The organism is Stenotrophomonas sp. MH181796 (genome assembly GCF_009659995.1).
In the GTDB taxonomy this organism is placed as follows: domain Bacteria; phylum Pseudomonadota; class Gammaproteobacteria; order Xanthomonadales; family Xanthomonadaceae; genus Stenotrophomonas; species Stenotrophomonas riyadhensis.
This window is the reverse complement of the sequence record NZ_RAHU01000007.1, coordinates 345,261-370,062: the sequence shown is the minus strand read 5'-3', so window position 1 is coordinate 370,062 and position 24,802 is coordinate 345,261. Positions and strand designations below refer to the sequence as shown.

At 66.3% G+C, this 24,802-nt stretch carries 32 protein-coding genes and 2 tRNA genes; 10 read left to right on the top strand and 24 right to left on the bottom strand.

Going from position 1 to position 24,802, the window contains the following annotated elements; all coding sequences use genetic code 11:
- Positions 1-7: 7 nt before the first annotated feature.
- From ppx to D5301_RS19005, 5 genes are all read right to left on the bottom strand, one after another.
- Entirely contained in the window at positions 8-1,534 is a 1,527-nt protein-coding gene (ppx, locus tag D5301_RS19025; RefSeq protein ID WP_110711208.1) for an exopolyphosphatase, read from the bottom strand.
- A gap of 413 nt (positions 1,535-1,947) precedes the next feature.
- The gene (gene ppk1 / locus D5301_RS19020) at positions 1,948-4,035 is read right to left on the bottom strand and encodes a polyphosphate kinase 1 (protein ID WP_153856557.1); all 2,088 of its coding nucleotides are present in this window, start codon (positions 4,033-4,035) and stop codon (positions 1,948-1,950) included.
- A gap of 4 nt (positions 4,036-4,039) precedes the next feature.
- Positions 4,040-5,371 carry a phosphate regulon sensor histidine kinase PhoR gene (gene phoR / locus D5301_RS19015; protein ID WP_005412369.1) on the bottom strand — a complete coding sequence of 444 codons (1,332 nt, stop codon included), beginning with the start codon at positions 5,369-5,371 and terminating at the stop codon, positions 4,040-4,042.
- Positions 5,372-5,477: 106 nt separating this feature from the next.
- Positions 5,478-6,167 (bottom strand): phosphate regulon transcriptional regulator PhoB, encoded by a 690-nt coding sequence (gene phoB / locus D5301_RS19010; RefSeq protein WP_005408258.1) that lies wholly within the window; start codon positions 6,165-6,167, stop codon positions 5,478-5,480.
- Between the two features lie 116 nt (positions 6,168-6,283).
- Positions 6,284-7,984, bottom strand: coding sequence for a M48 family metalloprotease (locus D5301_RS19005; RefSeq protein WP_194936657.1), 1,701 nt, complete (start codon positions 7,982-7,984; stop codon positions 6,284-6,286).
- Between the two features lie 88 nt (positions 7,985-8,072).
- Here D5301_RS19005 and grxC point away from each other — a divergent pair, with 88 nt between their 5' ends.
- The 6 genes from grxC to D5301_RS18975 all read left to right on the top strand — a co-directional run bounded on the left by grxC (position 8,073) and on the right by D5301_RS18975 (position 12,815).
- Positions 8,073-8,363, top strand: a complete 291-nt coding sequence (gene grxC / locus D5301_RS19000) for a glutaredoxin 3 (RefSeq protein WP_004154541.1) — start codon at positions 8,073-8,075, stop codon at positions 8,361-8,363.
- Positions 8,360-8,752 (top strand): carboxymuconolactone decarboxylase family protein, encoded by a 393-nt coding sequence (locus tag D5301_RS18995; RefSeq protein ID WP_032129080.1) that lies wholly within the window; start codon positions 8,360-8,362, stop codon positions 8,750-8,752. Before grxC ends, D5301_RS18995 begins: the two co-directional genes overlap by 4 nt.
- A 323-nt stretch (positions 8,753-9,075) precedes the next feature.
- Entirely contained in the window at positions 9,076-10,080 is a 1,005-nt protein-coding gene (locus D5301_RS18990) for an isocitrate dehydrogenase (protein ID WP_014036138.1), read from the top strand.
- Positions 10,081-10,334: 254 nt separating this feature from the next.
- Positions 10,335-11,078 (top strand): cysteine hydrolase, encoded by a 744-nt coding sequence (locus tag D5301_RS18985; protein ID WP_049400917.1) that lies wholly within the window; start codon positions 10,335-10,337, stop codon positions 11,076-11,078.
- A gap of 53 nt (positions 11,079-11,131) precedes the next feature.
- Positions 11,132-12,040, top strand: a complete 909-nt coding sequence (locus tag D5301_RS18980) for a LysR family transcriptional regulator (protein WP_153856555.1) — start codon at positions 11,132-11,134, stop codon at positions 12,038-12,040.
- 25 nt (positions 12,041-12,065) lie between these two features.
- On the top strand, positions 12,066-12,815 hold the full coding sequence (locus tag D5301_RS18975; RefSeq protein WP_153856554.1) for a sulfite exporter TauE/SafE family protein: 750 nt from the start codon (positions 12,066-12,068) through the stop codon (positions 12,813-12,815).
- A 59-nt stretch (positions 12,816-12,874) separates the two neighbouring features.
- Here the strand turns inward: D5301_RS18975 and D5301_RS18970 are convergent, their stop codons facing one another.
- A complete protein-coding gene (locus D5301_RS18970; protein WP_110711220.1) occupies positions 12,875-13,633 on the bottom strand; it encodes a Bax inhibitor-1/YccA family protein in 759 nt (252 codons plus the stop codon).
- A 180-nt stretch (positions 13,634-13,813) separates the two neighbouring features.
- On the opposite strand from D5301_RS18970, the gene D5301_RS18965 reads away from it, so the two are divergent.
- The 4 genes from D5301_RS18965 to D5301_RS18950 all read left to right on the top strand — a co-directional run bounded on the left by D5301_RS18965 (position 13,814) and on the right by D5301_RS18950 (position 14,930).
- Positions 13,814-13,890, top strand: a tRNA-Pro gene (locus D5301_RS18965).
- Positions 13,891-13,929: 39 nt separating this feature from the next.
- Positions 13,930-14,006, top strand: a tRNA-Arg gene (locus D5301_RS18960).
- A gap of 247 nt (positions 14,007-14,253) precedes the next feature.
- Entirely contained in the window at positions 14,254-14,424 is a 171-nt protein-coding gene (locus tag D5301_RS18955) for a hypothetical protein (RefSeq protein ID WP_153856553.1), read from the top strand.
- Between the two features lie 8 nt (positions 14,425-14,432).
- A complete protein-coding gene (locus D5301_RS18950; RefSeq protein WP_153856552.1) occupies positions 14,433-14,930 on the top strand; it encodes a type II toxin-antitoxin system death-on-curing family toxin in 498 nt (165 codons plus the stop codon).
- Between the two features lie 36 nt (positions 14,931-14,966).
- Here D5301_RS18950 and D5301_RS18945 read toward each other — a convergent pair whose 3' ends face one another.
- The 18 genes from D5301_RS18945 to D5301_RS18860 all read right to left on the bottom strand — a co-directional run bounded on the left by D5301_RS18945 (position 14,967) and on the right by D5301_RS18860 (position 24,779).
- A complete protein-coding gene (locus D5301_RS18945; protein ID WP_228756449.1) occupies positions 14,967-16,166 on the bottom strand; it encodes an integrase in 1,200 nt (399 codons plus the stop codon).
- 18 nt (positions 16,167-16,184) lie between these two features.
- Positions 16,185-16,406 carry a hypothetical protein gene (locus D5301_RS18940; RefSeq protein ID WP_153856551.1) on the bottom strand — a complete coding sequence of 74 codons (222 nt, stop codon included), beginning with the start codon at positions 16,404-16,406 and terminating at the stop codon, positions 16,185-16,187.
- On the bottom strand, positions 16,403-17,095 hold the full coding sequence (locus D5301_RS18935; protein WP_228756448.1) for a hypothetical protein: 693 nt from the start codon (positions 17,093-17,095) through the stop codon (positions 16,403-16,405). Before D5301_RS18935 ends, D5301_RS18940 begins: the two co-directional genes overlap by 4 nt.
- Complete coding sequence (locus D5301_RS18930) at positions 17,092-17,454, bottom strand: hypothetical protein (RefSeq protein WP_153856550.1); 363 nt, start codon at positions 17,452-17,454, stop codon at positions 17,092-17,094. Before D5301_RS18930 ends, D5301_RS18935 begins: the two co-directional genes overlap by 4 nt.
- Entirely contained in the window at positions 17,447-17,695 is a 249-nt protein-coding gene (locus D5301_RS18925; protein ID WP_153856549.1) for a hypothetical protein, read from the bottom strand. Before D5301_RS18925 ends, D5301_RS18930 begins: the two co-directional genes overlap by 8 nt.
- Positions 17,696-17,947: 252 nt before the next feature.
- Positions 17,948-18,961 (bottom strand): hypothetical protein, encoded by a 1,014-nt coding sequence (locus D5301_RS24300; protein WP_228756447.1) that lies wholly within the window; start codon positions 18,959-18,961, stop codon positions 17,948-17,950.
- Positions 18,958-20,325 (bottom strand): RNA-directed DNA polymerase, encoded by a 1,368-nt coding sequence (locus D5301_RS18915; protein ID WP_153856548.1) that lies wholly within the window; start codon positions 20,323-20,325, stop codon positions 18,958-18,960. The genes D5301_RS24300 and D5301_RS18915 overlap by 4 nt, the downstream gene beginning before the upstream one ends.
- Positions 20,322-20,765, bottom strand: a complete 444-nt coding sequence (locus tag D5301_RS18910; RefSeq protein ID WP_153856547.1) for a four helix bundle protein — start codon at positions 20,763-20,765, stop codon at positions 20,322-20,324. The genes D5301_RS18915 and D5301_RS18910 overlap by 4 nt, the downstream gene beginning before the upstream one ends.
- A gap of 26 nt (positions 20,766-20,791) precedes the next feature.
- Positions 20,792-21,217 carry a DUF1566 domain-containing protein gene (locus tag D5301_RS18905; protein ID WP_153856546.1) on the bottom strand — a complete coding sequence of 142 codons (426 nt, stop codon included), beginning with the start codon at positions 21,215-21,217 and terminating at the stop codon, positions 20,792-20,794.
- Positions 21,218-21,249: 32 nt separating this feature from the next.
- The gene (locus tag D5301_RS18900) at positions 21,250-21,798 is read right to left on the bottom strand and encodes a DUF1566 domain-containing protein (protein WP_153856545.1); all 549 of its coding nucleotides are present in this window, start codon (positions 21,796-21,798) and stop codon (positions 21,250-21,252) included.
- 87 nt (positions 21,799-21,885) lie between these two features.
- A complete protein-coding gene (locus D5301_RS18895; protein ID WP_153856544.1) occupies positions 21,886-22,578 on the bottom strand; it encodes a hypothetical protein in 693 nt (230 codons plus the stop codon).
- Positions 22,575-22,967 (bottom strand): hypothetical protein, encoded by a 393-nt coding sequence (locus D5301_RS18890; RefSeq protein ID WP_057500281.1) that lies wholly within the window; start codon positions 22,965-22,967, stop codon positions 22,575-22,577. The genes D5301_RS18895 and D5301_RS18890 overlap by 4 nt, the downstream gene beginning before the upstream one ends.
- A gap of 7 nt (positions 22,968-22,974) precedes the next feature.
- Positions 22,975-23,463 (bottom strand): hypothetical protein, encoded by a 489-nt coding sequence (locus tag D5301_RS18885; protein WP_153856543.1) that lies wholly within the window; start codon positions 23,461-23,463, stop codon positions 22,975-22,977.
- A complete protein-coding gene (locus D5301_RS18880) occupies positions 23,460-23,699 on the bottom strand; it encodes a hypothetical protein (RefSeq protein ID WP_153856542.1) in 240 nt (79 codons plus the stop codon). Before D5301_RS18880 ends, D5301_RS18885 begins: the two co-directional genes overlap by 4 nt.
- A complete protein-coding gene (locus tag D5301_RS18875; protein ID WP_153856541.1) occupies positions 23,696-24,022 on the bottom strand; it encodes a hypothetical protein in 327 nt (108 codons plus the stop codon). Before D5301_RS18875 ends, D5301_RS18880 begins: the two co-directional genes overlap by 4 nt.
- Positions 24,019-24,291, bottom strand: a complete 273-nt coding sequence (locus D5301_RS18870) for a hypothetical protein (protein ID WP_043402296.1) — start codon at positions 24,289-24,291, stop codon at positions 24,019-24,021. Before D5301_RS18870 ends, D5301_RS18875 begins: the two co-directional genes overlap by 4 nt.
- Before the next feature lie 15 nt (positions 24,292-24,306).
- Positions 24,307-24,555 (bottom strand): hypothetical protein, encoded by a 249-nt coding sequence (locus tag D5301_RS18865; RefSeq protein ID WP_324187351.1) that lies wholly within the window; start codon positions 24,553-24,555, stop codon positions 24,307-24,309.
- A 74-nt stretch (positions 24,556-24,629) separates the two neighbouring features.
- A complete protein-coding gene (locus tag D5301_RS18860) occupies positions 24,630-24,779 on the bottom strand; it encodes a hypothetical protein (protein WP_153856539.1) in 150 nt (49 codons plus the stop codon).
- Positions 24,780-24,802: the final 23 nt, after the last annotated feature.

The window sequence follows — 24,802 nt, the reverse complement described above, 5'->3', positions numbered from 1 at the left end:
TGCAGCCTCAGGCCACGAACGGCCGGAACTGGATGCCCAACCCGGCGATGCCGTCGGTCTCGCCGATCAGGTCGGCGCGCAGCAGCGGACGGGCGTCGATGAAGGCCTGCGGCACGATCAGCGACAGGCGGTTGTCATCGGCGGTCAGTTCCAGCGCCGGCAGCGGGGCGTCCTCATGGGCACGGTTGAGCAGCACCGCCAGGCGCAGCAGGGCGGCCAACCGGCGTGCGGTCAGCAGCAGGCGCTCGGGCAGGGCGTCGAAGGCGGTCTTGGTCACGCTGCGGCGATGGCTGCGCACCAGGGCGGCCAGCATCTGCTGCTCCTGCCGCGAGAAGCCGGCGATGTCCGAGTGCTCCAGCACGTAGCTGCCATGCACGTGGTAGCCGCTGTGGGCGATCATCAGGCCCAGCTCGTGCAGGCGCGCTGCCCAGCCGAGCATGCGCGCATCGTCGGCATCGAGCCGCCAGCGTTCCTGCACCTGTTCCAGCAGTGACAGCGCGGTGTCCTGCACACGGTCGGCCTGCACGGTATCGATGCCGTAGCGCTGGCTGAGCGCGGACACCGATTCATCGCGCAGGTCGTTCTCGCCAGCGCGGCCAACGATGTCGTAAAGGATGCCTTCGCGCATCGCCGCCTTGCTGACCAGCAGCTTCTGCAGGCCAAGTGCCTGGAAGGCGGCCTCCAGCACCAGGATGCCGCCGGCGATGATCGGACGGCGGTCGCTGGACAGCCCGGGCAACTGGATGTCGTCGATCTTCTTGGCCTTCAGCAGTTCGTCGCGCAGCTGCGGCAGGGCCTCGGCGGTGATCGCCCCCTTGCTCAGCTTCATCGTCGCGCAGATCTCGCTGATCGCCTTGTGCGTGCCCGAAGAACCCAACGCTTCCTGCCAGCCCAGCGCGCGGTACTTGCTGGCGAAGGGCTGGAACTCGCGACCGATCTCGGCCAGCGCGTCCTTCCAGCGCTTCTTGCTCAGCTTGCCGCCGGGGAAGAAACGGCGGGTGCTGGCAATGCAGCCGGCCTGCAGGCTTTCGCGCTCCAGGGTCTGCATGCCCATGCCGATGATGAATTCGGTGGAGCCGCCGCCGATGTCGATGACCAGCCGGCGCTGGCCGGGCTTGGGTGGCTGCGCGTGGGCTACGCCCAGGTAGATCAGGCGTGCCTCTTCGCGGCCGCTGACCACTTCGATGGCGTGCCCCAGTGCGGTTTCGGCCGGGACCAGAAACGACTGTGGCGAGCGCAGCTGGCGCACGGTGTTGGTGGCGAGGGCACGTACCCGGTGCGGCGGTACATTGCGGATGCGCTGGCCGAAGCGGGCCAGACATTCCAGCGCGCGCTGCCGGGCAGCGGAGGAGAGTCCACCTTTGCCATCCAGGCCGTCGGCCATGCGCACCGTCTCGCGCAGGCGGTCGATTACCCGCAGTTGGCCGAGCGTGTAGCGCGCGATGACCATGTGGAAACTATTGGAGCCAAGGTCGATGGCGGCCAGCAGGTCGCCATCCTGCAATGCGGGCGGAGTCGTGGTGGTGTGCGGCATGGACGAATGTTAGCCGAAGGGGCGGTGTGCTCGTCACCGCGCGGCCTTCACATTTTGGAAGAGGGGAGTGCGGCAGGGCTGCGCCCTGCACCCGCAGAGGCCAGAGCAACGGCAACAGCAACAGCAACAGCAACAGCGGGCTATCCGTGGGATGGCGGGGCGGGTCCGATGGCAGGGGACGCCGTGAACCCGTCCATGGGGCTTGGTCGCGCTTGCTCGTGTGCGCTGTCGTGCGCACACGGCAAGACCGGGGTTGGGCGTCCTGCCCAACCCGCCCGAGGCATGCCTCGGGCCCATGGCGCTCACGCCCCCGCAACCGGACCCACCCCGCCTTCGACAGTTCTCTGCGATCTGCCGGGACGGCGTTCTGCGCGGCTGTTGGTGGGTGTCGACCTTGGTCGACACCTACCGGGTCAGAGACCCTGCATCAGTGCCATCTGCGCAGAATGCGGTGCCTCGTCGTGGGCGGGCGCACGCTTGTGGTAGATGCCGTCGGCATCCAGTTCCCAGGCGTTGAGGTTGTCGTCCAGGTAGTTCTGCAGGACTTCGCGGTAGACCCGCTTGGCCAGCTCCGGGTCGAGGATCGGGAAGCAGGTTTCGACCCGGCGCAGCAGGTTGCGTTCCAGCCAGTCGGCGCTGGCGCAGTACATCTCCGGTGCGCCGTCGTTGCCGAACCAGTAGACGCGGCTGTGCTCCAGGAAACGGCCGACGATCGAGCGTACCCGGATGTTGTCCGACACGCCCGGCACGCCCGGACGCAGGGTGCAGGCACCGCGGATGATCAGGTCGATCTGCACGCCGGCCTGCGAGGCGGCGTACAGCGCGCGCACCACCTGCGGTTCGTTCAGGGCGTTCATCTTGGCGATGATCCGCGCCGGGCGGCCGGCGGCGGCGATGCGCGTTTCGCGCTCGATGCGGCCGAGGATGCCGGTGTGCAGGGTGAAGGGTGACTGCAGCAGGCGCTTGAGCTTCATCTTCGACGCCAGCCCGGACAGCTGCTGGAACAGCAGGTGCACATCGTTGCCGATGTCCGCATCGGCGGTGATCAGGCTGATGTCGGTGTACGCACGGGCGGTGCCGCTGTGATAGTTGCCGGTGCCCAGGTGCACGTAGCGGCGCAGCTTGCGGCCCTCGCGGCGCACGATCAGCAGCATCTTGGCGTGGGTCTTGTAGCCGACCACGCCATACACCACCTGCACGCCGGCCTCCTGCAGGCGATCGGCCAGGCCCAGGTTGGCCTCCTCGTCGAAGCGCGCACGCAGTTCGACCACGACGGTCACGTCCTTGCCGTTGCGTGCGGCCTGGATCAGCGCGTCGACGATCAGCGAATCCTTGCCGGTGCGGTACAGGGTCTGCTTGATCGCCAGCACGTTCGGATCGATCGCTGCCTGCCGGATCAGGTCCAGCACCGCGGTGAAGGCATCGAACGGGTGGTGCAGCAGCAGGTCCTGGCGCGCCGTGGTCTCGAAGATGCCGTCGCTGTCGCGCAGGGTGCGCGGGGTCATCGGCGGGTACTTCAGGTCCGGCTGTGCGATCAGGTCGTACAGCTGGATGATGCGGTTGAGGTTGACCGGGCCGTCGATGCGGTACACCGCGTTCTCGGTCAGGCCGAAGTTCTGCAGCAGGGTGCGCACGATGTCGCGTGGCATGTCCTGCGCGATCTCCAGGCGCACCGCCGGCCGGTAGCCGCGGTCGACCAGTTCATCGCGCAGCGCCAGCGCCAGGTTCTCCACTTCCTCCTCGTCCACCACCAGCTCGGAATTGCGGGTGACGCGGAACTGGTAGGCACCCTGGACTTCCATGCCCGGGAACAGTTCATCGACGAACGTGGACAGCACCGAGGACAGGAACACGAAGTTCTGCGGACCGCCGAGTTTCTCCGGCAGCTGGATGATGCGCGGCAGCGAGCGCGGCGCACGCACGATGGCCAGGTGGCCGGCGCGGCCGAACGCGTCGGTGCCCTTCAGCACCACCACGATGTTCAGCGACTTGTTGAGGATCTTCGGGAACGGGTGCACCGGGTCCAGGCCCAGCGGCGACAGCACCGGCATGATCTCGTTGCGGAAGTACGCACGCAGCCAGCGCTTCTGGCGATCGGTCCAGGAATGGCGGCCGAGCACGCCGATGCCGGCCTCCATCAGCGCCGGGCGCAGCGTCTCGTTCCAGCAGCGGTACTGCTGGTCCACCAGTTCCGCGGCGCGGTCATGGATGGCGTTGAGGATGGCCTGCGGGCTCATCCCGTCCGGCGCCGGCGGCAGGCCGAATTCCTGCGCGTGGCGTACGGCGGCGGCGCGGATCTCGAAGAACTCGTCGAGGTTGGTGCAGGAGATGCACATGAAGCGCAGGCGCTCCAGCAGCGGCACCTGCGGGTCCATCGCCTGGGCCAGCACGCGGAAGTTGAAATCCAGCTGCGACAGCTCGCGGTTGATGTAGAGCGCCGGGTCGCGCAACGGATCGTTGTCCGGGCTCACGGGGAGGGGGAGGGATCCGAGGCTGCTCATGGCGTCATTCTTCGATGGAGGTCAGGGGGGCGGACTCGCGCGGGCGCACGTGGTCGGCATCGAAATGGCAGGAGAACACCGAGCCCTTGCCGACCTCGCTTTCAATCTCCAGCCGCGCGTGGTGCAGGCCGAGGATGTGCTTGACGATGGACAGGCCCAGGCCGGTACCGCCGCTTTCGCGGGAGCGGCTGCTGGAGACACGGTAGAAACGTTCGGTCAGGCGTGGCAGGTGGGAAGCCGGGATGCCGTAACCGGAATCGCGCACCGCCAGCACCGCGCCATCGCCTTCGCGACGGAACTCCACGGCGATGCGGCCACCGGCCGGCGTATAGCGCACGGCGTTGGTGACCAGGTTGGAGAAGGCGCTGTGCAGTTCCTTGGTCGAGCCCTGCAGGTCAACGCCGGCCAGGTCGTCGATGCTGATCTGGTGGCGGCCCTGGCTGTGCGCTTCGGCTTCGCGGCGCAGGGTCGCCAGCATCGGCTGCATGGCCACGGTCTCTTCCTCGCTGTGTTCCTGCGATTCGAGGCGCGACAGCGTCAGCAGGTCTTCCACCAGCTGGGCCATGCGCTGGCTCTGCTTGCGCATTTCTTCCAGCATCGGTCCGGTTCCCGGGAAATCCTCCGGGTCCATCATGTCCAGGTAGCCGTGCACCACGGTGAGCGGCGTGCGCAGTTCGTGTGAAACGTTGGCCACGAAATCGCGGCGCACCTGTTCCAGGCGCAGCAGCTTGCTGACGTCGCGGGCGATCAGCAGCCAGTAATCCGACGAATAGGGAATCAGGCGCAGGTTCAGGCGGATCGCCGGATCGACCGGCGAAGGCACGTCGAGGATTGGCTCGGCATTGCGGCCGCCGGCCAGCCAGTGCGCCAGCGGCATCGGCTGCAGGCGTTCGACCAGGGCTTCGCCGAGGTCGCCGGGATGGTGCAGGCCGAGCAGGGCGGTGGCCGCTTCGTTGAACCACTGCACGCGCTGGCTGTTGCGGTCCAGCACCACCACCGCATCGGGCAATGCGGCGGCCGCAGCGCGATAGCTGCGCAGCATGTCCAGCAGGCGGCGCTTGCGCACGCGCATTTCCACCTGGTTGCGGTACAGCAGGCGGTCCAGCTCGTTCCAGACGCCGGTGCCTTCCTCGGCGGTGTCCCAGCGCTGGCGGGCAGTCAGCCGGCGCAGCACGCTGCGCAGGCGCCAGTAATGCCAGGCCAGCGTGGCCAGTGCGCCAAGCGCGATGCACAACCACAGATGGCCCGTGAACCACCCCACCAGTCCGGAGAACAGCAGTACCGCGGCAACGGTGGCCAGGGTCTTCAACCAGGCAGAGCGGATGTGGCGGGGCATTGCGATCTCGTCGTTGAGGTGCGGCGGTTCACTGGGGTGAACCGAGGGTTATAGCAGAGTTGCCGGCGCCGGCACCCGCGGGTGCGTGGCGCCGGCACGACGAGACTCAGGTGGCAGTGGAGAAGCGGTAGCCGGCGCCGCGCACGGTCTGCACCATGTTCTCGGCGTTGAACGGTTCCAGCGTTTTGCGCAGGCGGCGGATGTGCACGTCGATGGTGCGCTCCTCCACGTACACGCTGCCGCCCCACACATGGTCCAGCAGCTGGGCGCGGGTGTAGACGCGCTCGGGGTGGGTCATGAAGAAGTGCAGCAGGCGATATTCGGTCGGGCCGATCGGCACCGGCTGGTCGTTGGCGAACACGCGGTGGGCGGCACCGTCGATGCGGATCGGGCCGACGGCCACGCTGCCGTCCTCGTCGTCCTCGCGGGCACGGCGCATGACCGCACGGATGCGGGCCAGCAGTTCGCGCGCCGAGAACGGCTTGACCACGTAGTCGTCGACGCCGGCTTCGAGGCCGCCGACGCGGTCGTTTTCTTCGCCACGGGCGGTCAGCATGATGATCGGCACTTCGCGGGTCAGCGTTTCCTTGCGCCAGCGGCGGGCCAGATCCAGGCCGCTGGTGCCGGGCAGCATCCAGTCCAGCAGGATCAGATCGGGAACCCGGTCGGCGATCGCGGTCTGGGCCTCACGGGCGTCGCCGGCGTGGACCGGTTCGTAATCGCCCTTGCGAAGGGCGAAGGCGACCATTTCACGGATCGCGGGCTCGTCATCGACGATCAGGATGCGTTTCTGCACGAGGACACCGTAGGGCTCGGTTACTGGAGTGGTGCCAGTAGACTACGGTTTGATGACATGTTTGTGACTACCTGGCCGGAACCGGTCGGGATTGCCATCGACCGGTCATGCAGCGCTCAGCGGCGGTCCAGATCCGGGTCCTGCACGCCCTGGCGGCGCAGCTCCAGCACGGTGGGGGTGATCGCTTCGATGCGCGCATCCACGCGGGCCCGGCCGACATAGTCCAGTGCCGGGTTGCGCTTGAGGGCCTGCAGCTGCATCAGTGACTGTTCGGGGCGGCCGCTGAGGAAGGCGGCCTCGGCATAGGCCTCGCTGGCCCGCACGCTGTCACCGGCCAGTTCGCTGGCGCGGGCGTATCGCTGCTGGAAGACTGGATCGTTACCACTTTGCGACAGCAGCGGCCGCAGCATCGCCTGCGCGCGCTGGCCGGCCTCGCGGCTGCCTTGTTCGTTCAGGATCTCGGCATAGGTCAGCGCCACCGGACGGCTGTTGGGGTGCTCGCGCAGCAGTTGCTCGAAGCGGTTGTTGGCCTGGGCGGCCTGGCCGGCGCGTGATTCGGCCTCGCCCAGGCCCAGTGCCAGCCACAGGTTGTCCGGTCGGGTCTGCAGCAGGCCCGCCAGGGTCTGCCGGGCCTGGGTGGCGCCGGCGCGACCACTGCGCATCACCGCCAGCGCCTGGCCATAGCGCTGGGCATCGTTCAGGCCGTCCTTCTGCCGCTTGGCCATGTCCGCATACTCGCGCTCCAGCTCGGGGGTGGAATCGGCGCTGAGCACGCGCAGGCGTTCACGCGCCCAGTCGAAATCACCGCTCGCTCCGCGGGTGAGCTGGCCCATCGGGATGCGCAGCACGCTGCTGGGCAGCAGCGGGTTGTTGCCGCGCAGCAGCGGCTCGGCCAGGCTGGGATCGGCCGGGTCGACCCGTTCCTTGCGCTCGCCGCTGGGGGTGCTGGTCGTGAGCAGCACCGTGTCCTTCTTCATCTGCTCGGCGCGGGCCTTGGCCTCGCTGATGCGGGTGATGTTGACCGGGTGGGTGCGCAGGAACTCCGGCACGCTGTAGCCGCCTTCGTTGCCACGCATCGCCGCCGACATCCGCTCGAAGAAGCCGGCCATGGCATCCACGTCGTAGCCACTACGCGCCAGGGTGCGGATGCCGAGGCGGTCGGCCTCGGATTCGTTGGAGCGGGTGTAGTTGATCTGCCGCTGCTGCATCAGGCCCATGCCCGAGCTGATCGCGGCCATCGTCGCGTTGCCGGAGGAGGTGCTGTTGCTGGCCTGCGCGGCCACCACCGCCGCCAGCATGCCGAGCAGGATCGGAATCTGGTCACGCTGGGCACGCTCGACACCGCGCAGTACATGCTGCTGGGTAACGTGGGCGATTTCGTGCGACAGCACCGCAGCGACCTCATCCTCGCGCTCGGCGGTCAGCACCAGGCCGGCATTGACCCCGATGTAGCCGCCCAGCGTGGCGAAGGCGTTGATCTGGCGGTCCTTCATGACAAAGAACGTGTAGGGCTGCCGCGGCTGGTCACTGTTGGAGCCGAGCCGGGTACCCATGGTCTGCAGCCAGTCGTTGACCAGCGGGTCATCCAGCAGGTAGCCGTAGTTGCGCAGCTCGCGCAGCATCATCGCGCCGTACTCGGCCTGGCGGGCCGGGGTCAGCAGCTCACCGGCCGAGGAGCCGATGTCGGGCAGCTTCTCCTGGGCCTGGGCCAGCGGCATGGCCAGGGCCAGGGTGACGGCGGTAGTCAGCAGCAGGGCTCGCAAGCAGGAGGTCCTCGGGCAGGGCGCGCCAAGCGTGGCAGGGTGGGGGGCAACCATTCGTTAATCCACAGTGTTGCGGCCGTGGCGTGGAAATTCCAGCGCACCGGTACCATATGTAGACCGTCGATCCATCGTGGAGTTTCCCGTGACAGCCCAGACCGCCGGCGGTGCCCCCGCCATCACCATCTATTCCACCGCCGTCTGCCCGTACTGCGTGGCCGCCAAGAACTTCCTTAAGAGCAAGGGCCAGCAGTGGACCGAGGTCCGCATCGACCTGGACCCGGCCGAGCGCGAGAAGATGATGGCGCTGACCCGCCGCACCAGCGTGCCGCAGATCTTCGTCGGCGACGTCCATGTCGGCGGCTACGACGACATGATGGCCCTGCACCGTGAAGGCAAACTCGAGCCGCTGCTGGCCGGGCAGGGCCAGGCATGAGCGCAGCCGACGACGGCAGCAAGGACCGCATCGCCGAGTTCACCGAGTTCCGCAAGCGCATGAACGAGCGGATCCTGGGCGAGCCGAACCAGGTGGTGCGCCGCTTCTTCGCGCTGGACACGCAGACCTACCAGGCCGGCGCGCTGGATGTGAAGACCAAGGAACTGCTGGGCCTGGTGGCCTCGATGGTGCTGCGCTGCGACGACTGCATCAGCTACCACGTCGCCCAGTGCAAGGACGCCGGGGTGACCCGTGAAGAGTTCTTCGAGACCTTCTCGGTCGGCCTGGTGGTCGGCGGTTCCATCGTGATCCCGCACCTGCGCCGCGCGGTCGATTTCCTCGACCAGCTCGAGGGCGGCGCGGCGGCCCCGGAAGCGCACGCGCACTGAGGGTAGTGCCGGCCGCTGGCCGGCATACCCTGAACCCGGAATGGCCGAGGTTGCCGGCCAGCGGCCGGCACTACCCGGCCTGCGAGGGGCCTTCCCCGCAATCCAACAGCCCAGAAGCCCCCTTGTTGTTCAAGGGGGCGCGCCGACAGGCGCGGGGATAAGGTGGGATGCGCGGGCAATTCTGCCTGAGCCGGGTACTGGGACCATGGTCTATTTGGGACCTCGGCCCCGGCTCAGGCATAATTGCTGGTGAAACTTCCTTTGCGCCGGCGTTTCCGGGCACGTCCGGACGGCGTTTTTCCCCCTGTTCGGAACATCGATCAATGACGCAGAAAATTACGGTCATCCGCGGCGACGGCATTGGCCCGGAAATCATGGACGCCACCCTGTTCGTGCTCGACCAGCTCAAGACTGGCCTGGAGTACGAAGACGCCGACGCCGGCCTGGTGGCCCTGGAAAAGCACGGCGACCTGATGCCGGCGGTGACCCTGGAATCGATCGCGCGCAACAAGGTCGCGCTGAAGAGCCCGCTGACCACCCCGGTCGGTGGTGGCTTCACCTCGATCAACGTCAGCCTGCGCCGTCACTTCGACCTGTACGCCAACGTGCGTCCGGCCCATACCTTCCCGAACACCAAGTCGCGTTTCGACAACGTCGACCTGATCACCGTGCGTGAGAACACCGAAGGTGCCTACCTGGCCGAAGGCCAGGAAGTGTCGGCCGACGGCGAGACCGCCTTCTCCGGCACCCGCATCACCCGCAAGGGCTCCGAGCGCATCGTGCGCTACGCCTTCGAGCTGGCCAAGAGCACCGGCCGCAAGAAGGTCACCGCCGTGCACAAGGCCAACATCATCAAGTCGACCTCGGGCCTGTTCCTGAATGTCGCCCGTGAAGTCGCCGCGCAGTACCCGGAGATCGAGTTCCAGGAAATGATCGTCGACAACTGCTGCATGCAGCTGGTGATGCGTCCGGAACAGTTCGATGTGATCGTCACCACCAACCTGTTCGGCGACATCATCTCCGACCTGTGCGCCGGCCTCGTCGGCGGCCTGGGCCTGGCCCCGGGTGCCAACATCGGCAAGGACGCGGCAATCTTCGAAGCCGTGCACGGCACCGCGCCGGACATCGCCGGCCAGGGCAAGGCCAATCCGTGCGCGCTGCTGCTGGCAGCGGCGCAGATGCTGGACCATGTCGGCCAGCCGGAAAACGCCGAGCGCCTGCGCAAGGCCATCGTGGCGACCATGGAAGCCAAGGATTCGCTGACCGGCGACCTGGGCGGCACCGGCACCACCATGAGCTTTGCCCAGGCCATCGCCAGCCGCCTGTAAGCGGCCGGACGATTTCGCTTGGATCCACAGCGGGGCGCCTTCGGGCGCCCCGTTGCGTTTTCCCGCGCTTGTAGCGTCGAGCCATGCTCGACGGCTCTTCGATCGGGGCACCCGTGGAAAGCCGTCGAGCATGGCTCGACCCTACAATGCCAGTCTGTGCACGATTCGCACAGATCATGTGCTGATACACGGCTGGTTCGTGCGCCATGCGATCGGCATCCTGTGCCCACTTTCCACCGCACAGGAGCTTGAACATGAACCTCACCGCCTTTGGTCTGGCCAGCCTGATCGGCATGGCCACCGTTACCCCCGTCACCGCTGCCGAACCGGCCCATCCCACCATCCGCCACATGGCTGGCGCACCCGTTGTGGCTTCGCTGGATGCGGCGAAGACCGCCGTGCTGGTGATCGACTTCCAGAACGAATACTTCGACGGCAGCGCTGCGCCGGGCTTCGCCGGTGGCCGCATGGTCATTCCCGATGGCGTGGCCGCACTGCGGCAGGCGAAGCGGGTGGTCGAGTTCGCCGATGCCCACGGCATCCGCGTGATCCATGTACAGCACGTGCTGCCGGCGGGTGCGCCGCTGTTCGCGCAGGGCAGCGTCAATGCCGCCTTCCATCGCGACCTGCAGCCGCGCAAGGGCGAGACCGTGGTGCAGAAGGACAACGTCAGCGTGTTCGCCGGTGACTCGGCCGCAGTGCTCGACCAGGTGCTGAAGGATGCCGGCATCGACACCCTGATCGTCACCGGCCTGCAGACCCATGCCTGCGTGGCAGGTGCCGCCCGCGATGCCGCAGCGGCACCGCGTGGCTACCGCGTCATCGTGTCGTCCGATGCAACTGCCAGCCGTGATCTGGATCTTGCCGGAGGCCAGCGCATCGGTCATCGCGCGCTGCATGACGCCTCGCTGGCGCAGATTGAGGACACCTTCGGCGATGTCATGGCGACTGACGCGATCCTGGCACTGCCGGTGCGCAAGGCCGGCGACGGCGCTTGATAAGCTGACGGGGCCCGCACGCCGCGGGCCCCGCCACCTGGAGCTGCCCGCCGATGGACCATTTCGCCGCCCTGCGTGCGCTGCGCGCCATCGTCGATGCAGGCAGTTTCACCGCCGCCGCCGAACGACTGGGTACCACCCATTCGGCGATGTCACGACAACTGCGGCAGCTGGAAGAGCACCTGCAGGTTCGACTGCTCGATCGCAACAGCCGTCGGCTGTCACTGACGGAAGCCGGTCGCGACTACTACCGCGAGGCGGCAGCGCTGCTGGATCGCCTGCAGGAAGCGGATGACCGCGCACGCGCAGGGCAGGCGCAGCCCAGTGGCATCGTGCGGATCAGCGTGCCGCAGGTGGTCGCCAGCCAGGAGTTGCCGCATTGGCTGCCGTCGTTCCTGCAGCGCTACCCGCAGGTCGCGCTTGACCTGTCGGCGGATGATCAACTGGTCGATGTCGTCGGTGGCGGCTTCGACCTGGCGCTGCGCATCGCGCCTTCCTTGCCGGACAGCCAGCTGGTCGCCCGCGAGCTGGCCAGCTGCCCACGCATCCTGGTCGCCGCACCGGCCTATCTGGTGCGGCACGGTCTGCCCCGGCAGGCTTCGGACCTCGCACAGCACACGCTGCTGGGTTTCAGTCCCACAGCGGCGATGTCGCCCTGGCAGCTGCAGGGACCACGCGGTGCCGCCGCGAGCATCGAGGCGGGGCAGCGCCTGCGGGTGGATGCGACGCCAGCGTTGTATGCCGCTGCGTTGGCTGGCATGGGCATCAGCCTGTTCACTGCGCTGACCGTGCAGGAGGACCTGCGTGCCGGCCGCCTGATCCGTGTGCTGCCCGCCTGGCACGCCGGACAGCGGCGCTACTTCGCGCTGTATCCGCACGCGCGGGCGCTGGCGCCGAAGGTGCGTGCGCTGGTCGAGCACCTTGCGGCGCACTACGCTGCACAGGTGGGCGCGGCGGGGTAGTCGCGCGGCAGCAACCGAGGTGGTGATGGCGTCGGTGTATCTGCTGGTCGCGCTGGGCGCGATCGTCGCCGGATTCGTGCAGGGCCTGTCCGGCTTCGCCTTTGGCATGGTGGCGATGTCGTTCTGGGCATGGGGACTGGAGCCGCGGCTGGCGGCGACGCTGTCGGTGTTTGGTGCGCTGGTCGGGCAGCTGGTCGCGGTGTTCACCGTGCGCCGCGGTTTCAATCTGCGCCTGCTGCTGCCGTTCGTGCTGGGTGGGCTGGCCGGCATTCCGCTGGGCGTGATGGTGTTGCCGCAGCTGGATATGGACTGGTTCAAGGCACTGCTGGGCGGCTTCCTGGCGCTATGGTGCCCGGTGATGCTGATGGCGCGCTCGTTGCCCCCGGTCCGCGTCGGCGGCCGTATCGGTGATGCGATCGCTGGCATGGCCGGTGGCGTGCTCAGTGGCATCGGCGGTTTCGCCGGACCGGTACCTACGCTGTGGAGCACCCTGCGTGGCTTCGGCAAGGACGAGCAACGTGCGGTCATCCAGAACTTCAACCTGGCAATGCTGGCGGTGACCATGGCCACTTACGTCGGCAGTGGCCTGGTGAGCCGGCAGATGCTGCCGTACTTCGCCATCGTGGCACCGGCAATGCTGGTGCCGGCCCTGCTGGGCGCGCGGGTCTACATTGGCATCAGCGAGGCGCGCTTCCGGCAGCTCGTACTGAGCCTGTTGACCGCTTCCGGCATCGCACTGCTGGCCTCGTCGTTGCCTGTGCTGCTGGCACGCTGACGGAAGAAAGGCAAAGGGCGCCATCAGGGCGCCCTTTGTCGTCTACGGCATGTTTCGGCTCAGCGCTGCTGGATTTTCGACAGCAGGCGCAGGAATTCAACGTACAGCCAGACCAGGGTCACCATCAGGCCGAATGCGCCATACCACTCCATGTACTTCGGCGCGCGCTGGGCCACGCCGGTCTCGATGAAGTCGAAGTCCAGTACCAGGTTCAGTGCGGCCACGACCACCACGAACAGGCTGAAAGCGATGCCCAGCCAGCTGGAGTCATGGATCACCGGCACGTTGATGTTGAAAAAGCCCAGCACGAACGATGCCAGGTAGAGCAGGGCGATGCCGCCGGTGGCTGCGACCACGCCCATCTTGAAGTTCTCGGTGGCCTTGATCACGCCGCTGCGGTACGCGACCAGCAGTGCGGCCAGCGTGCCGAAGGTCAGCAGCACGGCCTGGAACACGATGCCCGGGTACTTCATGTTGAACAGCGCCGAGACGGCGCCCAGGAACAGGCCCTCGACCAGTGCGTACATCGGTGCGGTGACCGGCGACCATTCCTTCTTGAAAATGGTGACCAGCGCCAGCACCAGGCCGCCGATCGCGCCGCCCATGGCATACAGCTTGGCCCCGGCCATGACCTGGCCGTACTCGTCCACGGACTGGTTCCAGGCGAAGGCCGCGGTCAGGACGGTCAACAACAGCAGGATGCCGGTCTTGTTGGCGGTGCCGTTGAGGGTCATCACCTGGTCGGGGCTGGTCACCACCGAGCCGCTGGCGAGGTCGAGGAAGGTCGACTCGGAAAGAGCCGGGTTGCCGCTGCGCATGCGAGTTCTCCGTGCGAATGAAGGTCGGGACGGCCATCCGGCCGATGACCGCGAGCATAGCCGATGACCACGCATGGCGCCGTGGCAGGTTCATGACCGGTCTCGCCTGCGTTGACAGTTCGCGATGTGCTTGGCCACAATGAACGACTCCCCGGGCCCGGCCCGAGGGGATTGCAAGACCGGGGTATAGCGCAGTCTGGTAGCGCGCCTGCTTTGGGAGCAGGATGTCGGGGGTTCGAATCCCTCTACCCCGACCAATCCCACGCCACGTCGGATTGGACACCGTTCCGGTTCGGGCGCCCGTAGCTCAACTGGATAGAGCACCGGCCTTCTAAGCCGGCGGTTACAGGTTCGATTCCTGTCGGGCGCGCCATAGGAATCAATGACTTAGCTCTTCTTTAGGGCGCCATGTGACGTGGTTCCCGAATTGCCTCCTGAATAGGATGGGATTTCAAGGGTGAAATTTTGAGCCGATTTGGCTTAACAATTTTCTTCACTTGACCCAGCAGACGCCAACAATCGTGTACAGCAATTGCTTGCATGAGTTACGGTGGCGCTGTACCTTTGTCATACATGTATTACACATGTAATGCCTCCCCCTCCTTTCTGGGCACATAAAAATGAACGCTATGCTCAAGCCTATGGCTGGCCCGCGTGCTAACGCCCGTGTCATCCAGTCCAAGGACGGTAAGACGCTGACTGGTTCCTACACCAGCAGGAAGCAGGCCAACCAGGCCGCCACCATCCTCACGCGTCGTCGTGAAGCTCTCGCTTACCTCGCCAAGCGCTGATTACCGCTTTGCCTGACCCTGCATTTCTTGACGTAGAGACGGTCCTCGCTCTTTACGATGATATGCGGGAAGACTATGGCGTTGGCCTGGTCTCCATCGACGAATGCAAGATTGAGGGTGCTTTGGGCCGGGTAGAGAGCAATTTCTACTACTTGGATCCCGCTCCCTCAGTTCCTAGCCTCGCAGGCGTCCTTGGCTACTCGCTAGCCAAGGCGCATGCGTTCGGGGACGGCAATAAACGCACTGCGCTGGCCGCCATGGATCTGTTCCTGATGGATAACGGCTGGCTCAACATTGCCGATGGCATCGAAACGGCGAAGATGCTTGAGGCGGTGGTTGGAAACGAGATCAGCGAAGCCGAATTCATCCAATGGATCGCAGCGAACTGTACCGATGATTTCGCAACCTATCCCATGGATGAGTTCGAAGATGACGATGAGTTCGAGAATGGAAATGCGTTGTACGAGATCCTCCCGCTTCCAGTGAACAAAGATGCTGCCAACTGAAGCCCCGCACAGCGGGGCTTTCTTGTATGCGAACCCCTATGCCGCCCCTGGCTCCGAACTCGATTCACTGACTGTGGGCAGTGAGTGATCATAGACGTGCAGCATGGCGTCTGTGACGTGGCCGCTGGCTTCTTTCTTGTTCCCCTTGGTATCGGTCACGCCGCGATGCTTCAGCCCATGTAGGGCGAAACGCTCGTCTGCGACGATGATGCCGTCCCGCACTGCGTTGCGCATGAATCGTCCCCACGTGGTGTGCCAGCCGTGGGCGGTGAGCATCTCCCCATCCTCGCTGACGAACAGTGGCCGCATCTTCGGCGACAGCGGTGCATTGAGCTGAGTGATGCCGCGTTTGGCCCAAATGGCGGCGCGACGATCCTGCAGGGCCTTGATCGCGATCTCGGTCTGCTCGCCTTTGCGCACCAGGTTGTCGCGGCTGCCCTTGCGGCGGTTGGTCTGGAGAACCTCGCCCTCCACATGGTGATCGGTCAGCGTGCGCACTTCGATGCCGCGCAAACGTGCCTGGTAGGCTAGCTCCATGGCCGCCCATAGGTAGACCGGAAGCGCTCCCTTCTCGCGCGCGCCCCGCTCGCTGCAGCGGCGCGCGTAGTCCTGCACCCGGCGGAAAACATCGCGCTCGGGCATGCGATGGTCGCGCTTCTCCTTGACCTTCTTGATGCCTGCGGCGGGGTTGGTCGTGACGTGATCGTGCTCGCGCGCCCAACCAAACACACGGCGTAGGTAGCTTAGCCAGTGGTTCGCCTTGGTTGGATAGCCGGGAATGGGGGCATCGCCAGGCTTTGTGCCTGGTCGTCCCTGGGCAATGATGTCGATCAGCCTGCGGATAAATCCCGGTGAGAGGCGGTCGACCACTGCATCCCCGAGCTTGCTCCCATTCTTCAGCGGGAACACCTTGATCGCCTTCGCGTAGTCTCGATAGTGTTGCTGCGTGGTGGCCCCGAGCTGGGAAAACGCGAGGCTCTTGGCGTGTTGATCGATGACGTAGGCGACGGTACCCCTTTTCGCCTCGCCCCCGCGCGCTTCTGCGATCGCGTGCAGGTCCGATAGACGCGCGGACGGGCCAGCCACGGTCTTGCACTTGGTCCCGAATCCCTCCGGATGTTGATCGCGCACATACCAGCGCCCACGGCCAGTCCCGTCCCAATAGATGCCTTGAGGCACCTTGCCGTAGTCGATGTGCTTGGGGAGGTTCGATGGAACCTTGCGAGGGCGTGCCATGTTTCCTGATTGCTTCCGTTAGAGCAGGTCGGTGGAATAGGTGTCGCCATTGCTGGCGGGGATTGCGAGGCCCAGTGCCTCGTTCAATGCCGTCGTCGTGGTCCAGATTCCGCCGCAGGCGTCGTACTGAAAACGGATGTGGCGATCACGCGCCCAGCGCTCGACCGTGGCCAGTCGCGGTCGCTTCCCAGGCTGGCAGAGTTCTTGAAGGTCACGGAATTGGAGGACTTCCCCGATCATGCGAACAGGTCCAGTTGGGCCGGCAGCGCCAGCGGCGGGGGTGGGGCAGCGACGGCCAAGGGCGCGGGCCTCACACGGATCAGGCACTCTCCCTCACCACGCATCTGCCACGGTCTGCCGGCGATGGGCACAAGGTCGTGGTAGCCACCACCACCGCCCACGCGGTCCTTGACCTTCACCTGGTAGTAGTCCCTGCCGCCGAACTGTGTGTGGTGCCCGACGCATGGGCGCACGGCGACGACCGTGAAAACTGGAACCAGAAGGTGCCACTCGCTGGCCCGCACTTCATCGTCGTAGTGCCACGAGCCATCGAGATCGCGGTCCATCGAGATCACCTGGTCGCCCACTTTGAAAGGCTCCAGGTTCTCGACGTCGCCATGCGCAGACTTGTCGATCGGAGGGAAGAGGTCGCGGATGGCGAAGAACAGCCCGCGGCCGTTCGCTTCGGTGAACTCGGCAATCGGGAAGTAGGCGACGGCGATGCCGCCTTCCCGCAGCAGGTAGAATGCGGAGCAGCACGGGGTCGGCCCGGCCGCCTCGTGCTTCCGCAGCGACTGGCGCGACCAACCGCCTTCCAACAGGTCAAGGACGACACGCTCTGCGAGATCCATTCCGATCTCCAGGTGCATCACTCGCTCGCGCTGTGCCTCAGCCATGAGCGCTGCCGTGTCGGTGGTGATCGCCTTCATCGCCAGCCCCGTAGGTACTCGCCGAACGTCACGCCACCGTCGTAGCGCAGGAACTGCTGGTAGCGCTGCTGGGACCTGGTCAGCTTCGGCGGCGGCGGAGTGTGCTCCTGCACTGCTGCGCGGCCGGCCTGGGTGACGTTGAACAGGTCGCTGCCGCCGGTGAGCGCATTGCCCGCGCGCCGGACCATGAATCCACGCTCGACCAGCGCCATGCAGTGCTGGTGGTCGGTGCCGCCTGGGCCGGTGACGAAGTGACTGCGGTAGCTGCGCTCCAATCCGCCCTCACCAACACCCAGGGCGTGGCGAAGGATCTGCAGCTCGGCTTCCGACAGAACTCTGGTGGTGACCTGGTCAGCCATTGCTGGTCACCTCATGCCCCGGGCAGCCGCCACCGGCATAGTCGAAGCCCTCGCAGGCCTTGCCCAGCGGGATGACCTTGTGGCCTGCTTCCAAGTGGTCGAGCAGGACGCTGCGCGCTTCCTCGGCGGAGAGTCCGCGCCCCGTGCTGGAATTGGAGAACATGTTGGCCAGCTCGCGCTTGCTCATGTTGGTCAGGGCGCCACGCACGTCCAGGTGGAAGTGGCTGATGTAGTTACCCATTGCCCACCGCCTGGCTGTCGATTGCAGCGAATGCGGCGTTGCAACCGGGCTTCCGGCACCGCTGACGCGCAGTGATGGTCCCGGCGTCCACCTCGGTCTCCTCGGTGTGGAACGGGATGCCGCAAGCGGGACCACGGTCTGCCCCCCACTTGTTGTCGGGGCGGTCCACGATTGCGTGCCACTTTGGCGGGCGCGGGTTATGCCCGTGACCACTCGGGCAGGCGTAGAACGACGCATCGCGCAGAGCAGCCTTCACGATTGCACCGCCTGGCTGTCGATCAGGGCCAGCAGGCGCGTTCCCTCTTCAATCGCATATCCGAATACGCCGTCGTAGTCGCCATGCTCTTCCATAGATGCCTGCGCATCATCTAGCCAATCTTGAACAGGCTGACGGAACTGCCCCAGGTCCACGGCCTGCGCGGGCGGGGCGGCGTAGACCTCACCCGATCCGTCCTCATCGGTTATGGCCCGGTCGGACACCATCAGCACGTCGCCCACTTCCAGATCGGCGATCCCGCCCTCCGTCAGCCAGTCGATGTAGCGGTCGCCGTTGCTCCACCGTCGAACGGTCGCCACCGCCTCAACGGTGACCGGCTCCTTCCCCACCGGCTGGCTGGCACAACTACACGTGGTTCCCGTGAGCGCATCGGGTCGGATTACCTCGGCGCACGTGCCGCACACCGGCTGGCGGGTGGCGATAGCCTCACCGCGCTGGTGCAGCATCATGCAGAAGTTGCCCACGTCGCGCGGGTCGCCCTTCTCCACGTGATCGCGCAGCATGCTGCTGAGGTCATCGGCGCTGCACTGGGCGGGGTCTTCCCACCCGCCTCGGCCCTTGGCACGGGCTGCGGCCATCTTGGCCTTCATGGCGGCGGCGAACGCATCCACGGCCAAGTCGTCCGGGTGCTGGTCCCACACCGGCTGGCGCGCGGCGAGGGCGGCACGGATCACCCGCGTTGCCCGCAGCGCATCGGATCGAGCGGTTGAATCCGGATAGCCGTCCAGCACCGCGCGAACGAGGTCGATTTCATTCGCCAGCGTGTCCCCCTGACCGGCCGGGGAGAGCTGGGCGGAGAGGGCAGCGATTGCCGCGTCCAACGCGGCGGTACGCGACGGGCTGCCGGCATCCGTGAACCTGGTGCGCATCTCCTGCAGCACCAGGACATGCGCATTGCGGCGCAGCTCGCCGGTGCTGAGGGCCTGATCCCCCAGCCTCGCCCTCCCACCGGGCTGCACGTCCGCCAGGGTCTTCTTTTCGTTGCTCATGCGTGCTGCTCCTTGTGCTGGTGCCACTTGATCGAATGGATGCGCCGTTCTGCCTTGTGGCTGAACCGGCGCGGACGGGCTGCAGATCGCAGCCAGGGGAATCGGGTATGGACACGTCGCATCAACCGATGGCTGCTTGCGTGCTGCAGGTGGCCGGCGAAGCTGGCAATGCGGTTGGTCAGCTCGCGGAAGTCGGCCGGTGTGCCGCGCAGCTTGTCGCCTTGGACGTGCTGGCCCTCCCACTCGGCCAGCGCTGTGTGCAGGTGCCCGACCACCCGGCGGCGAGCGAGGGTATGGGTCGGATAGATCACGTAGCCGAGGAAGTCGAGGCCGTCGCTCAGACGGCAGAGCTTCTGCTCAGCCTTGAGACGCAGGCCCAGGGTGTCGCGCAGGAAGGCCTCGATCTGATCGCGCCAGGTGGCCAGCTGCTCGCGGTCGTGGTGGAACAGCACGAAGTCATCGACGTAGCGTAGGTAGCGCTTGGCTTTGAGCACGTGCTTGGCGAACTGGTCCAGGGCGTCCAGGTAGACGTTGGCGAAGAACTGGCTGGAGAGGTTGCCGATCGGCAGGCCTCGACCGGTCGGTGCATTGGCTAGGCGCTTGTGCGCCGGCACCTGCGCCTGCTCAGCGGCAGTGGCGCGGTACTGGACCCCCGCATGCAGCGGAGACCGGCGCAGCAGCGCGTGGGTGGCCTGCTGGACCACCTTGGGCGCGCCTTGGCGCTGCAGCCGATTGCGCAGCATCCGCCACAGGGTCGGCCGGTGGATGCTGTTGAAGAAGTTCGCCACGTCCAGCTGCAGATACCAGCCGCCGCCCTGGCCGCTGTGCACCTGGCGCACGAACTGCTGGGCCCGGCGCACGGCCGCATGGCTGCCGCGCCCCTTCCGGTTGGCGTAGCTGTCGTGGATGAACGTCGGCTCCCACAGTGCTTCCAGCTGCGGCACCAGCCAGTGGTGCACCACGCGGTCGGCGAAGTCCGGAGCATGGATCTCGCGTGCCTTGGGCCGGGTGGCCACGAAGCATGTCGACGGACGGGGCGCCCAGCTGCCGGCCAGAAGTTCACGCTGCAGCTGCAGTAGGCCATTGGCCCAGCGGTGGTCGAAGCGAAGCTGGTTGAAGCTCGGAACCTTCTGGCGGCGCGCGCGCCGCCATGCCTGGTACAACTCCTGCAGGCCTACCTCTCCCTGAAACTCACCGGCACGACGCACGGCCAACGCGAACCCGTTGTTGTTGCGGTGGTTGTTGTTGACGTTGCCGTTGTTGAAATTGACGTTCCACGCGGACGCCGAGGACCAGGCGGCCGCCTCCCCATACACTTGCGACCAGGCCGCGCAGCTTGGATGCGGATAGCGCGGCTTCGTCATGAGTTGGCCCTCGCGAGGGCGGTACGGGTACTCAGTTTCTTGCCACGCTGCGCGGCGCCATCGGCTTGCGCATTCTGGGCATGGGAGGAGCTAGCCAGGTGGCGGCGCCAGCCGCCAGCCTGGGAGCCCAGCTGTTCGGCTAGGCGGATAAGCATTTCGAACTGGCGGAAGCTGGCGAACGCGCCAACTCCCTTGCCAATCTGCAGGAGCTGCTTGAGGGCATCGATATCCCGAACCAGCACCGCCACCCACCGCGCCTGCTCGGCGCGTTCGCGCCATGCGTTGTTGGCGTTGATGAACACCTGCTGGGCACGCGCGCGAAGGTCGCTACCGATCTGGTACCGGTGGTAGCGGGCGAACCGACGCACGGCGTTTTCAATCTCGACCGCCATACGTTCGGCGGCCTTGATGATGGGTGGGGGCTGGAAGCGGGAAGTCATCGAGAAGGCCTCAGCAGAAAATCAAATCACTGACCGGCACGACGCACGGCCAACGCGAACCCGTAGCTGCCGCGGGGGCCGTAGCCGACGAGGCCGCTGCTGAAATCGACGAACCACGCGGACGCCGAGGACCAGGCGGCCGGAGTCCTCGACCAGTACCAGTCGTTCTGGATGCCCTTGAAGAAGTCGGTGTTGATGGCCGGCGAGTAGCGGCTGCGGTCGATCAGCAGCTGCAGCTCCTCGATGGTCGGCAGATCCCAGTCGGTGTGGCCGAGCAGGTCCAGGGCTTTTGCGGCGGCCTCGCATTCGGCGTGCGGAATGTCGCTGTCCACGATGTTGGTAGCGGTGAAGGTCAGGCCGTAGTCGGGCAGTAGCACGGCGACGTGGTCGGTGGCGCTATCCGGCAGCTCGGAACCGTCGGCGGCGATCTTCTTGAGGGTGATGGGGTTCATGGTTGCTCCAGGGAAAGGATCAAAAGGGCCAATTACTGACCGGCACGACGCACGGCCAACGCGAACCCGCCGCGGTAGCGGGGGAGGCCGTAGACGAGGCCGTAGTAGAAATAGACGAACCACGCGGACGCCGAGGACCAGGCGGCCGCCGTGCTGGTCCAGTGCCAGCGCGACAGCACGCCCGGGAACAGGGCGGTATCGATGGCCGGCTCGTGCCGGGTTTCATCGACCAAGCCGGACAGCTCGGCGCGGGTGGGCAGGCGCCAGTCGTCGTAGCCAAGCAGGCGCAGATCGCTGCAGGCCTTCTCGCAGTCGACCTGGCTCATCGGGTCGCCATCGCTGTCGCCGATGGACTTCACCGCCCACATCAGGCCGGTGGCGTGGTCGATGATGGCGACGTGGTCGGTGCGCGGGTCGGTGCCAGCGGCGCTGGTTCCGTCGGCGAACAACTTCGTGTGGCCGGTGGCGTACTGGTGGATGGACTGATCGTCATCGAGCTCGATCAGGTGACCAGGGCGGAGGGTTTCGCTGGAGATGAAGATCTCCGCTTCACCCTTGGTACGGATGGTGATGGCGTTCAAGGTGGATTTCCTTGGTATGTGGCGTGCTGGGTTGTGGCCTTCAGGCCGGAGGGTGGTTGGGGTGATGCGCAAACTGGCGAGCGAGGGCTACGTTTCGGTTCGCTTCTTCAATGCTTCGATGGCGAGCGGCAAGACGAACCACGCGGCAGGGCCCTCTTCGGTGTCGCCCAGCCAAGCCAAGCGCCAATCAGGCGTGGGGCCAACTGGTTGCCAGGTGCGCATCTCGTCCCAGTAGCGGTCGTCGCCGGACTCGATGGCCTCCTCGGAAAAGTCACCAAAGGAGACGTGGACATCGAAGCCTTGGGCGAGGAACAGGGGGCGCAGCGAGCCCTCGCGGCCGTCCGCCCACGCCGGCACGTCCGGATGGCACGGGATCTCGCCGTCGGCATTGCGCGCCGGGAGTCGACTCGGGTGATACAGGCCGCGCCATGGGTCCGCCGGATCGACGACGGTCCGGGTCTGATTCCTGACCAGCTCCAGCAGCTCGGTCGCCTGCGCCAGCCGGGCGCGGGTGGTGTCGCAGAGTGGCGTGTCGCCGTCCTGCATGCTGCTGCGCAGAGTCGAAACGTAGGCGGTTACAGCGGCTTCGAATACGCGCAGATCCTGCAAGCGCGGCAGGCGGTTGTGCAGATCCCGCAGCGCGGTCTGGGCCTGCGCGAGGGTGATTGCCTTCGCCTGGTTGGGCAGCCACACAGCCTCGACAGCGATCGCACTGATCGTTTCGAATGCGTCGCGCAGAACGGGGCAGTTCGTTGGAAGAACCGTGAGATTCGCGGTCATTGGGTGGCCTGATCGAATTGAGTGAAGGTGTTCACGAAAGCGCCAGCGAGCGGCGCATCGCATTTGGCGGGTGCGTTCTCGGTCGGGCGATGCGGAAACGGCGGCATGCGGCGGTAGCGGCAGTTGGGATCGGCGGCGTACCGCCCATCTCTGAGTAGGACAGCCTGGTACTGTGGGAAAGCCTCATCAGGCAATGCCTGGCGCGCCTCTTGGATCAGCGCGACAAAACGCGCTTGCCAATCCAAGGGCATGGATTGCAAGGTGCGGCGCGGCAGCACCAGGTAGGCAGCGCGACTGAGGCCGAAGGCGTGCCATGCCGGGCCATCGGAATAGGTGCTGCCGGGCCTGCCGGGTTCAGTGGCGGCCGCTGTGTGCGATTCGATGCTCATGGCGGCCTCAGTCGATGTCATGGGCTGCCGTGCGCTCTGCATAGCTGCCGTGGTTGGCTGCGTGACGGTTCATCAACGGGCGAAGCGGGGTGTGCCCCAGCACCTCGATCTGCCCGCCCGCTGCGAGGAAAGCGTCCAGGTCGTCGGCCAACTGCTGCCGGTCGAGTTCCCGGTGTCGGATCGTGGTCGCCGCGTCACTGACACCTGTAAGCGGGCCTGGCGTGCAGGTCGGCTGCACCCGGGTAGGTGCAGCGCGCAGCGGGGCGATCGCATGTTGCGTGTGGCTGGAGAGGCGCCAGATGCCACGCACGCCGGAGCGGTGGCAGATGGCCTGGCCGCTGCGCGCCAGCCCCTTCAGCGTGTAGCCGATGGCCTGGTGGGTGCTGTTGATGCGGCCAGCGGTCTTGATCTGCTCGACCGTGGCGCCTTGCGGGAACATGGACAGGACCCTGCGCACTTCGGCAGCGCGGCCGGTCTGCTGTGGACGGGCGCTCATGCCTGCGCTCCCGTGCACATGTCGCGCATAGCGCAGCCGTGATCGAGGACACGCGACGAATGGTGCGCGATCGCGTGCGGATTGTTGGTCAGGACGAGCGTGTCCTCCAACGGATACGCAGTGTGTCCGTCCCAGTCGTCCAGGACCTCCTGCAGGCCGAAGTGTGCGCGCAGATCCTGCGCGTTGGTGGTCTTGCCGCAGCGCTGCGGCCCGTAAATGACAACAGAGCGGCTCATGCCGAGATTCCTCGCGTGCGGCGCGTAGCGCGGTTGATGGGGGTGGTCGACCGAACTCGCACGCCCTGGCGGTCGAGCCAGCGGTGCGCGGCCTGTGCGGCCAGTCGGTTGAGGGCGAAGGTGGTGCCGCCGAGAGCCAGAGAGTGGTGCGATACCCCCACGCTTAGGCTGACGCTGGCGGCAACCTTCAGGAGCGACTCGCGCGGCGCGGCCGTGTAAAGGCCGGCCCATAGCCAGCCCTGGCACACCAGCAGGACGAGCGACTCGCCCTGATGGCCGGTGGCGAATTGCTGCTCTACTGGCAGGATGGGCTGCACGCTCATGCCGTCAGCGCCAAGTCGCGTGCCTTGGCGATCTCTGCTTCGGCGGCGGCGATGCCAGTGGCGGTCAAGGTCGCCTTGCGCGGCAGCTGCGGATCGTCGTACCTGATCAGCACCCGCTCATCCAGCCAGTTCATCACGCGGCGCGTAAACAGCTTCTCGGGGCGGTTGCGGGGTGCGAATCCGTTGGCGGTGCGATGGAGGGTGAGGTCGGAAGCGCCATGCGCTGCGAGCAACGCGGCTTTTTCCTTCGGCTTCAGTGGAGCGGCCATGGGCAGTTCTCCTGGTCAGGCGGCGATAGGCGTGGAAGGGGAAGCGGCAGCGATCTCGGCAAGTACTTCGCCGCGATGGCGGGCGAGCAGGGAGATCGGGATGCGAAGGTGGACAAGGCTCGGATCGGTCCAGCGCACCTCGGCTAGCGCGGCCTTTTCCATCGGTACCGGACGCGTGGCGAGGGCACACCGATGGCATTCGATGTGCAGCAGCGGCGGGCAGGGCGCGCCCAGGCGATGGCCGGTCGGGGCGCCTTCGGTCACGACGAGTTGCGGTCGATGGCCGGGCGCGCACAGGGGCACTGAGTCGGGAAGCGGGCGAGCGGTCTGGCGCATGGTCAGCCCCTCACCGAAGTGCTGAGCGTCCAGCGCGCCTTGGCCGCATCACGGTCGGCGTTCGCCTGGTTGATCTCAGCGATGCGCAGCGGTACGACAACCGCGGCCAACAGCGCGACAGCTGCCCAGGCGAGTCGGAGACGGCGGCTCACGGGGCACCCCCTTCCTGGTCGTG

Coding starts and splice junctions, on each gene's coding strand:
- D5301_RS18955 (WP_153856553.1), top strand. CDS start 14,254: ATGAACGCTATGCTCAAGCCTATGGCTGGCCCGCGTGCTAACGCCCGT.
- phoR (WP_005412369.1), bottom strand. CDS start 5,371: ATGCCCCGCCACATCCGCTCTGCCTGGTTGAAGACCCTGGCCACCGTT.
- D5301_RS18905 (WP_153856546.1), bottom strand. CDS start 21,217: ATGAACCCCATCACCCTCAAGAAGATCGCCGCCGACGGTTCCGAGCTG.
- D5301_RS18975 (WP_153856554.1), top strand. CDS start 12,066: ATGGCGTCGGTGTATCTGCTGGTCGCGCTGGGCGCGATCGTCGCCGGA.
- D5301_RS18925 (WP_153856549.1), bottom strand. CDS start 17,695: ATGGGTAACTACATCAGCCACTTCCACCTGGACGTGCGTGGCGCCCTG.
- ppx (WP_110711208.1), bottom strand. CDS start 1,534: ATGCCGCACACCACCACGACTCCGCCCGCATTGCAGGATGGCGACCTG.
- D5301_RS18940 (WP_153856551.1), bottom strand. CDS start 16,406: ATGATCGGGGAAGTCCTCCAATTCCGTGACCTTCAAGAACTCTGCCAG.
- D5301_RS18890 (WP_057500281.1), bottom strand. CDS start 22,967: ATGAGCATCGAATCGCACACAGCGGCCGCCACTGAACCCGGCAGGCCC.
- D5301_RS18935 (WP_228756448.1), bottom strand. CDS start 17,095: ATGAAGGCGATCACCACCGACACGGCAGCGCTCATGGCTGAGGCACAG.
- D5301_RS24300 (WP_228756447.1), bottom strand. CDS start 18,961: ATGAGCAACGAAAAGAAGACCCTGGCGGACGTGCAGCCCGGTGGGAGG.
- D5301_RS18985 (WP_049400917.1), top strand. CDS start 10,335: ATGAACCTCACCGCCTTTGGTCTGGCCAGCCTGATCGGCATGGCCACC.
- D5301_RS18895 (WP_153856544.1), bottom strand. CDS start 22,578: ATGACCGCGAATCTCACGGTTCTTCCAACGAACTGCCCCGTTCTGCGC.
- D5301_RS18990 (WP_014036138.1), top strand. CDS start 9,076: ATGACGCAGAAAATTACGGTCATCCGCGGCGACGGCATTGGCCCGGAA.
- ppk1 (WP_153856557.1), bottom strand. CDS start 4,035: ATGAGCAGCCTCGGATCCCTCCCCCTCCCCGTGAGCCCGGACAACGAT.
- D5301_RS18870 (WP_043402296.1), bottom strand. CDS start 24,291: ATGGCCGCTCCACTGAAGCCGAAGGAAAAAGCCGCGTTGCTCGCAGCG.
- D5301_RS18995 (WP_032129080.1), top strand. CDS start 8,360: ATGAGCGCAGCCGACGACGGCAGCAAGGACCGCATCGCCGAGTTCACC.
- D5301_RS18945 (WP_228756449.1), bottom strand. CDS start 16,166: ATGGCACGCCCTCGCAAGGTTCCATCGAACCTCCCCAAGCACATCGAC.
- D5301_RS18885 (WP_153856543.1), bottom strand. CDS start 23,463: ATGAGCGCCCGTCCACAGCAGACCGGCCGCGCTGCCGAAGTGCGCAGG.
- D5301_RS19005 (WP_194936657.1), bottom strand. CDS start 7,984: ATGGTTGCCCCCCACCCTGCCACGCTTGGCGCGCCCTGCCCGAGGACC.
- D5301_RS18915 (WP_153856548.1), bottom strand. CDS start 20,325: ATGACGAAGCCGCGCTATCCGCATCCAAGCTGCGCGGCCTGGTCGCAA.
- D5301_RS18980 (WP_153856555.1), top strand. CDS start 11,132: ATGGACCATTTCGCCGCCCTGCGTGCGCTGCGCGCCATCGTCGATGCA.
- D5301_RS18880 (WP_153856542.1), bottom strand. CDS start 23,699: ATGAGCCGCTCTGTTGTCATTTACGGGCCGCAGCGCTGCGGCAAGACC.
- D5301_RS18970 (WP_110711220.1), bottom strand. CDS start 13,633: ATGCGCAGCGGCAACCCGGCTCTTTCCGAGTCGACCTTCCTCGACCTC.
- D5301_RS18875 (WP_153856541.1), bottom strand. CDS start 24,022: ATGAGCGTGCAGCCCATCCTGCCAGTAGAGCAGCAATTCGCCACCGGC.
- D5301_RS18930 (WP_153856550.1), bottom strand. CDS start 17,454: ATGGCTGACCAGGTCACCACCAGAGTTCTGTCGGAAGCCGAGCTGCAG.
- D5301_RS18910 (WP_153856547.1), bottom strand. CDS start 20,765: ATGACTTCCCGCTTCCAGCCCCCACCCATCATCAAGGCCGCCGAACGT.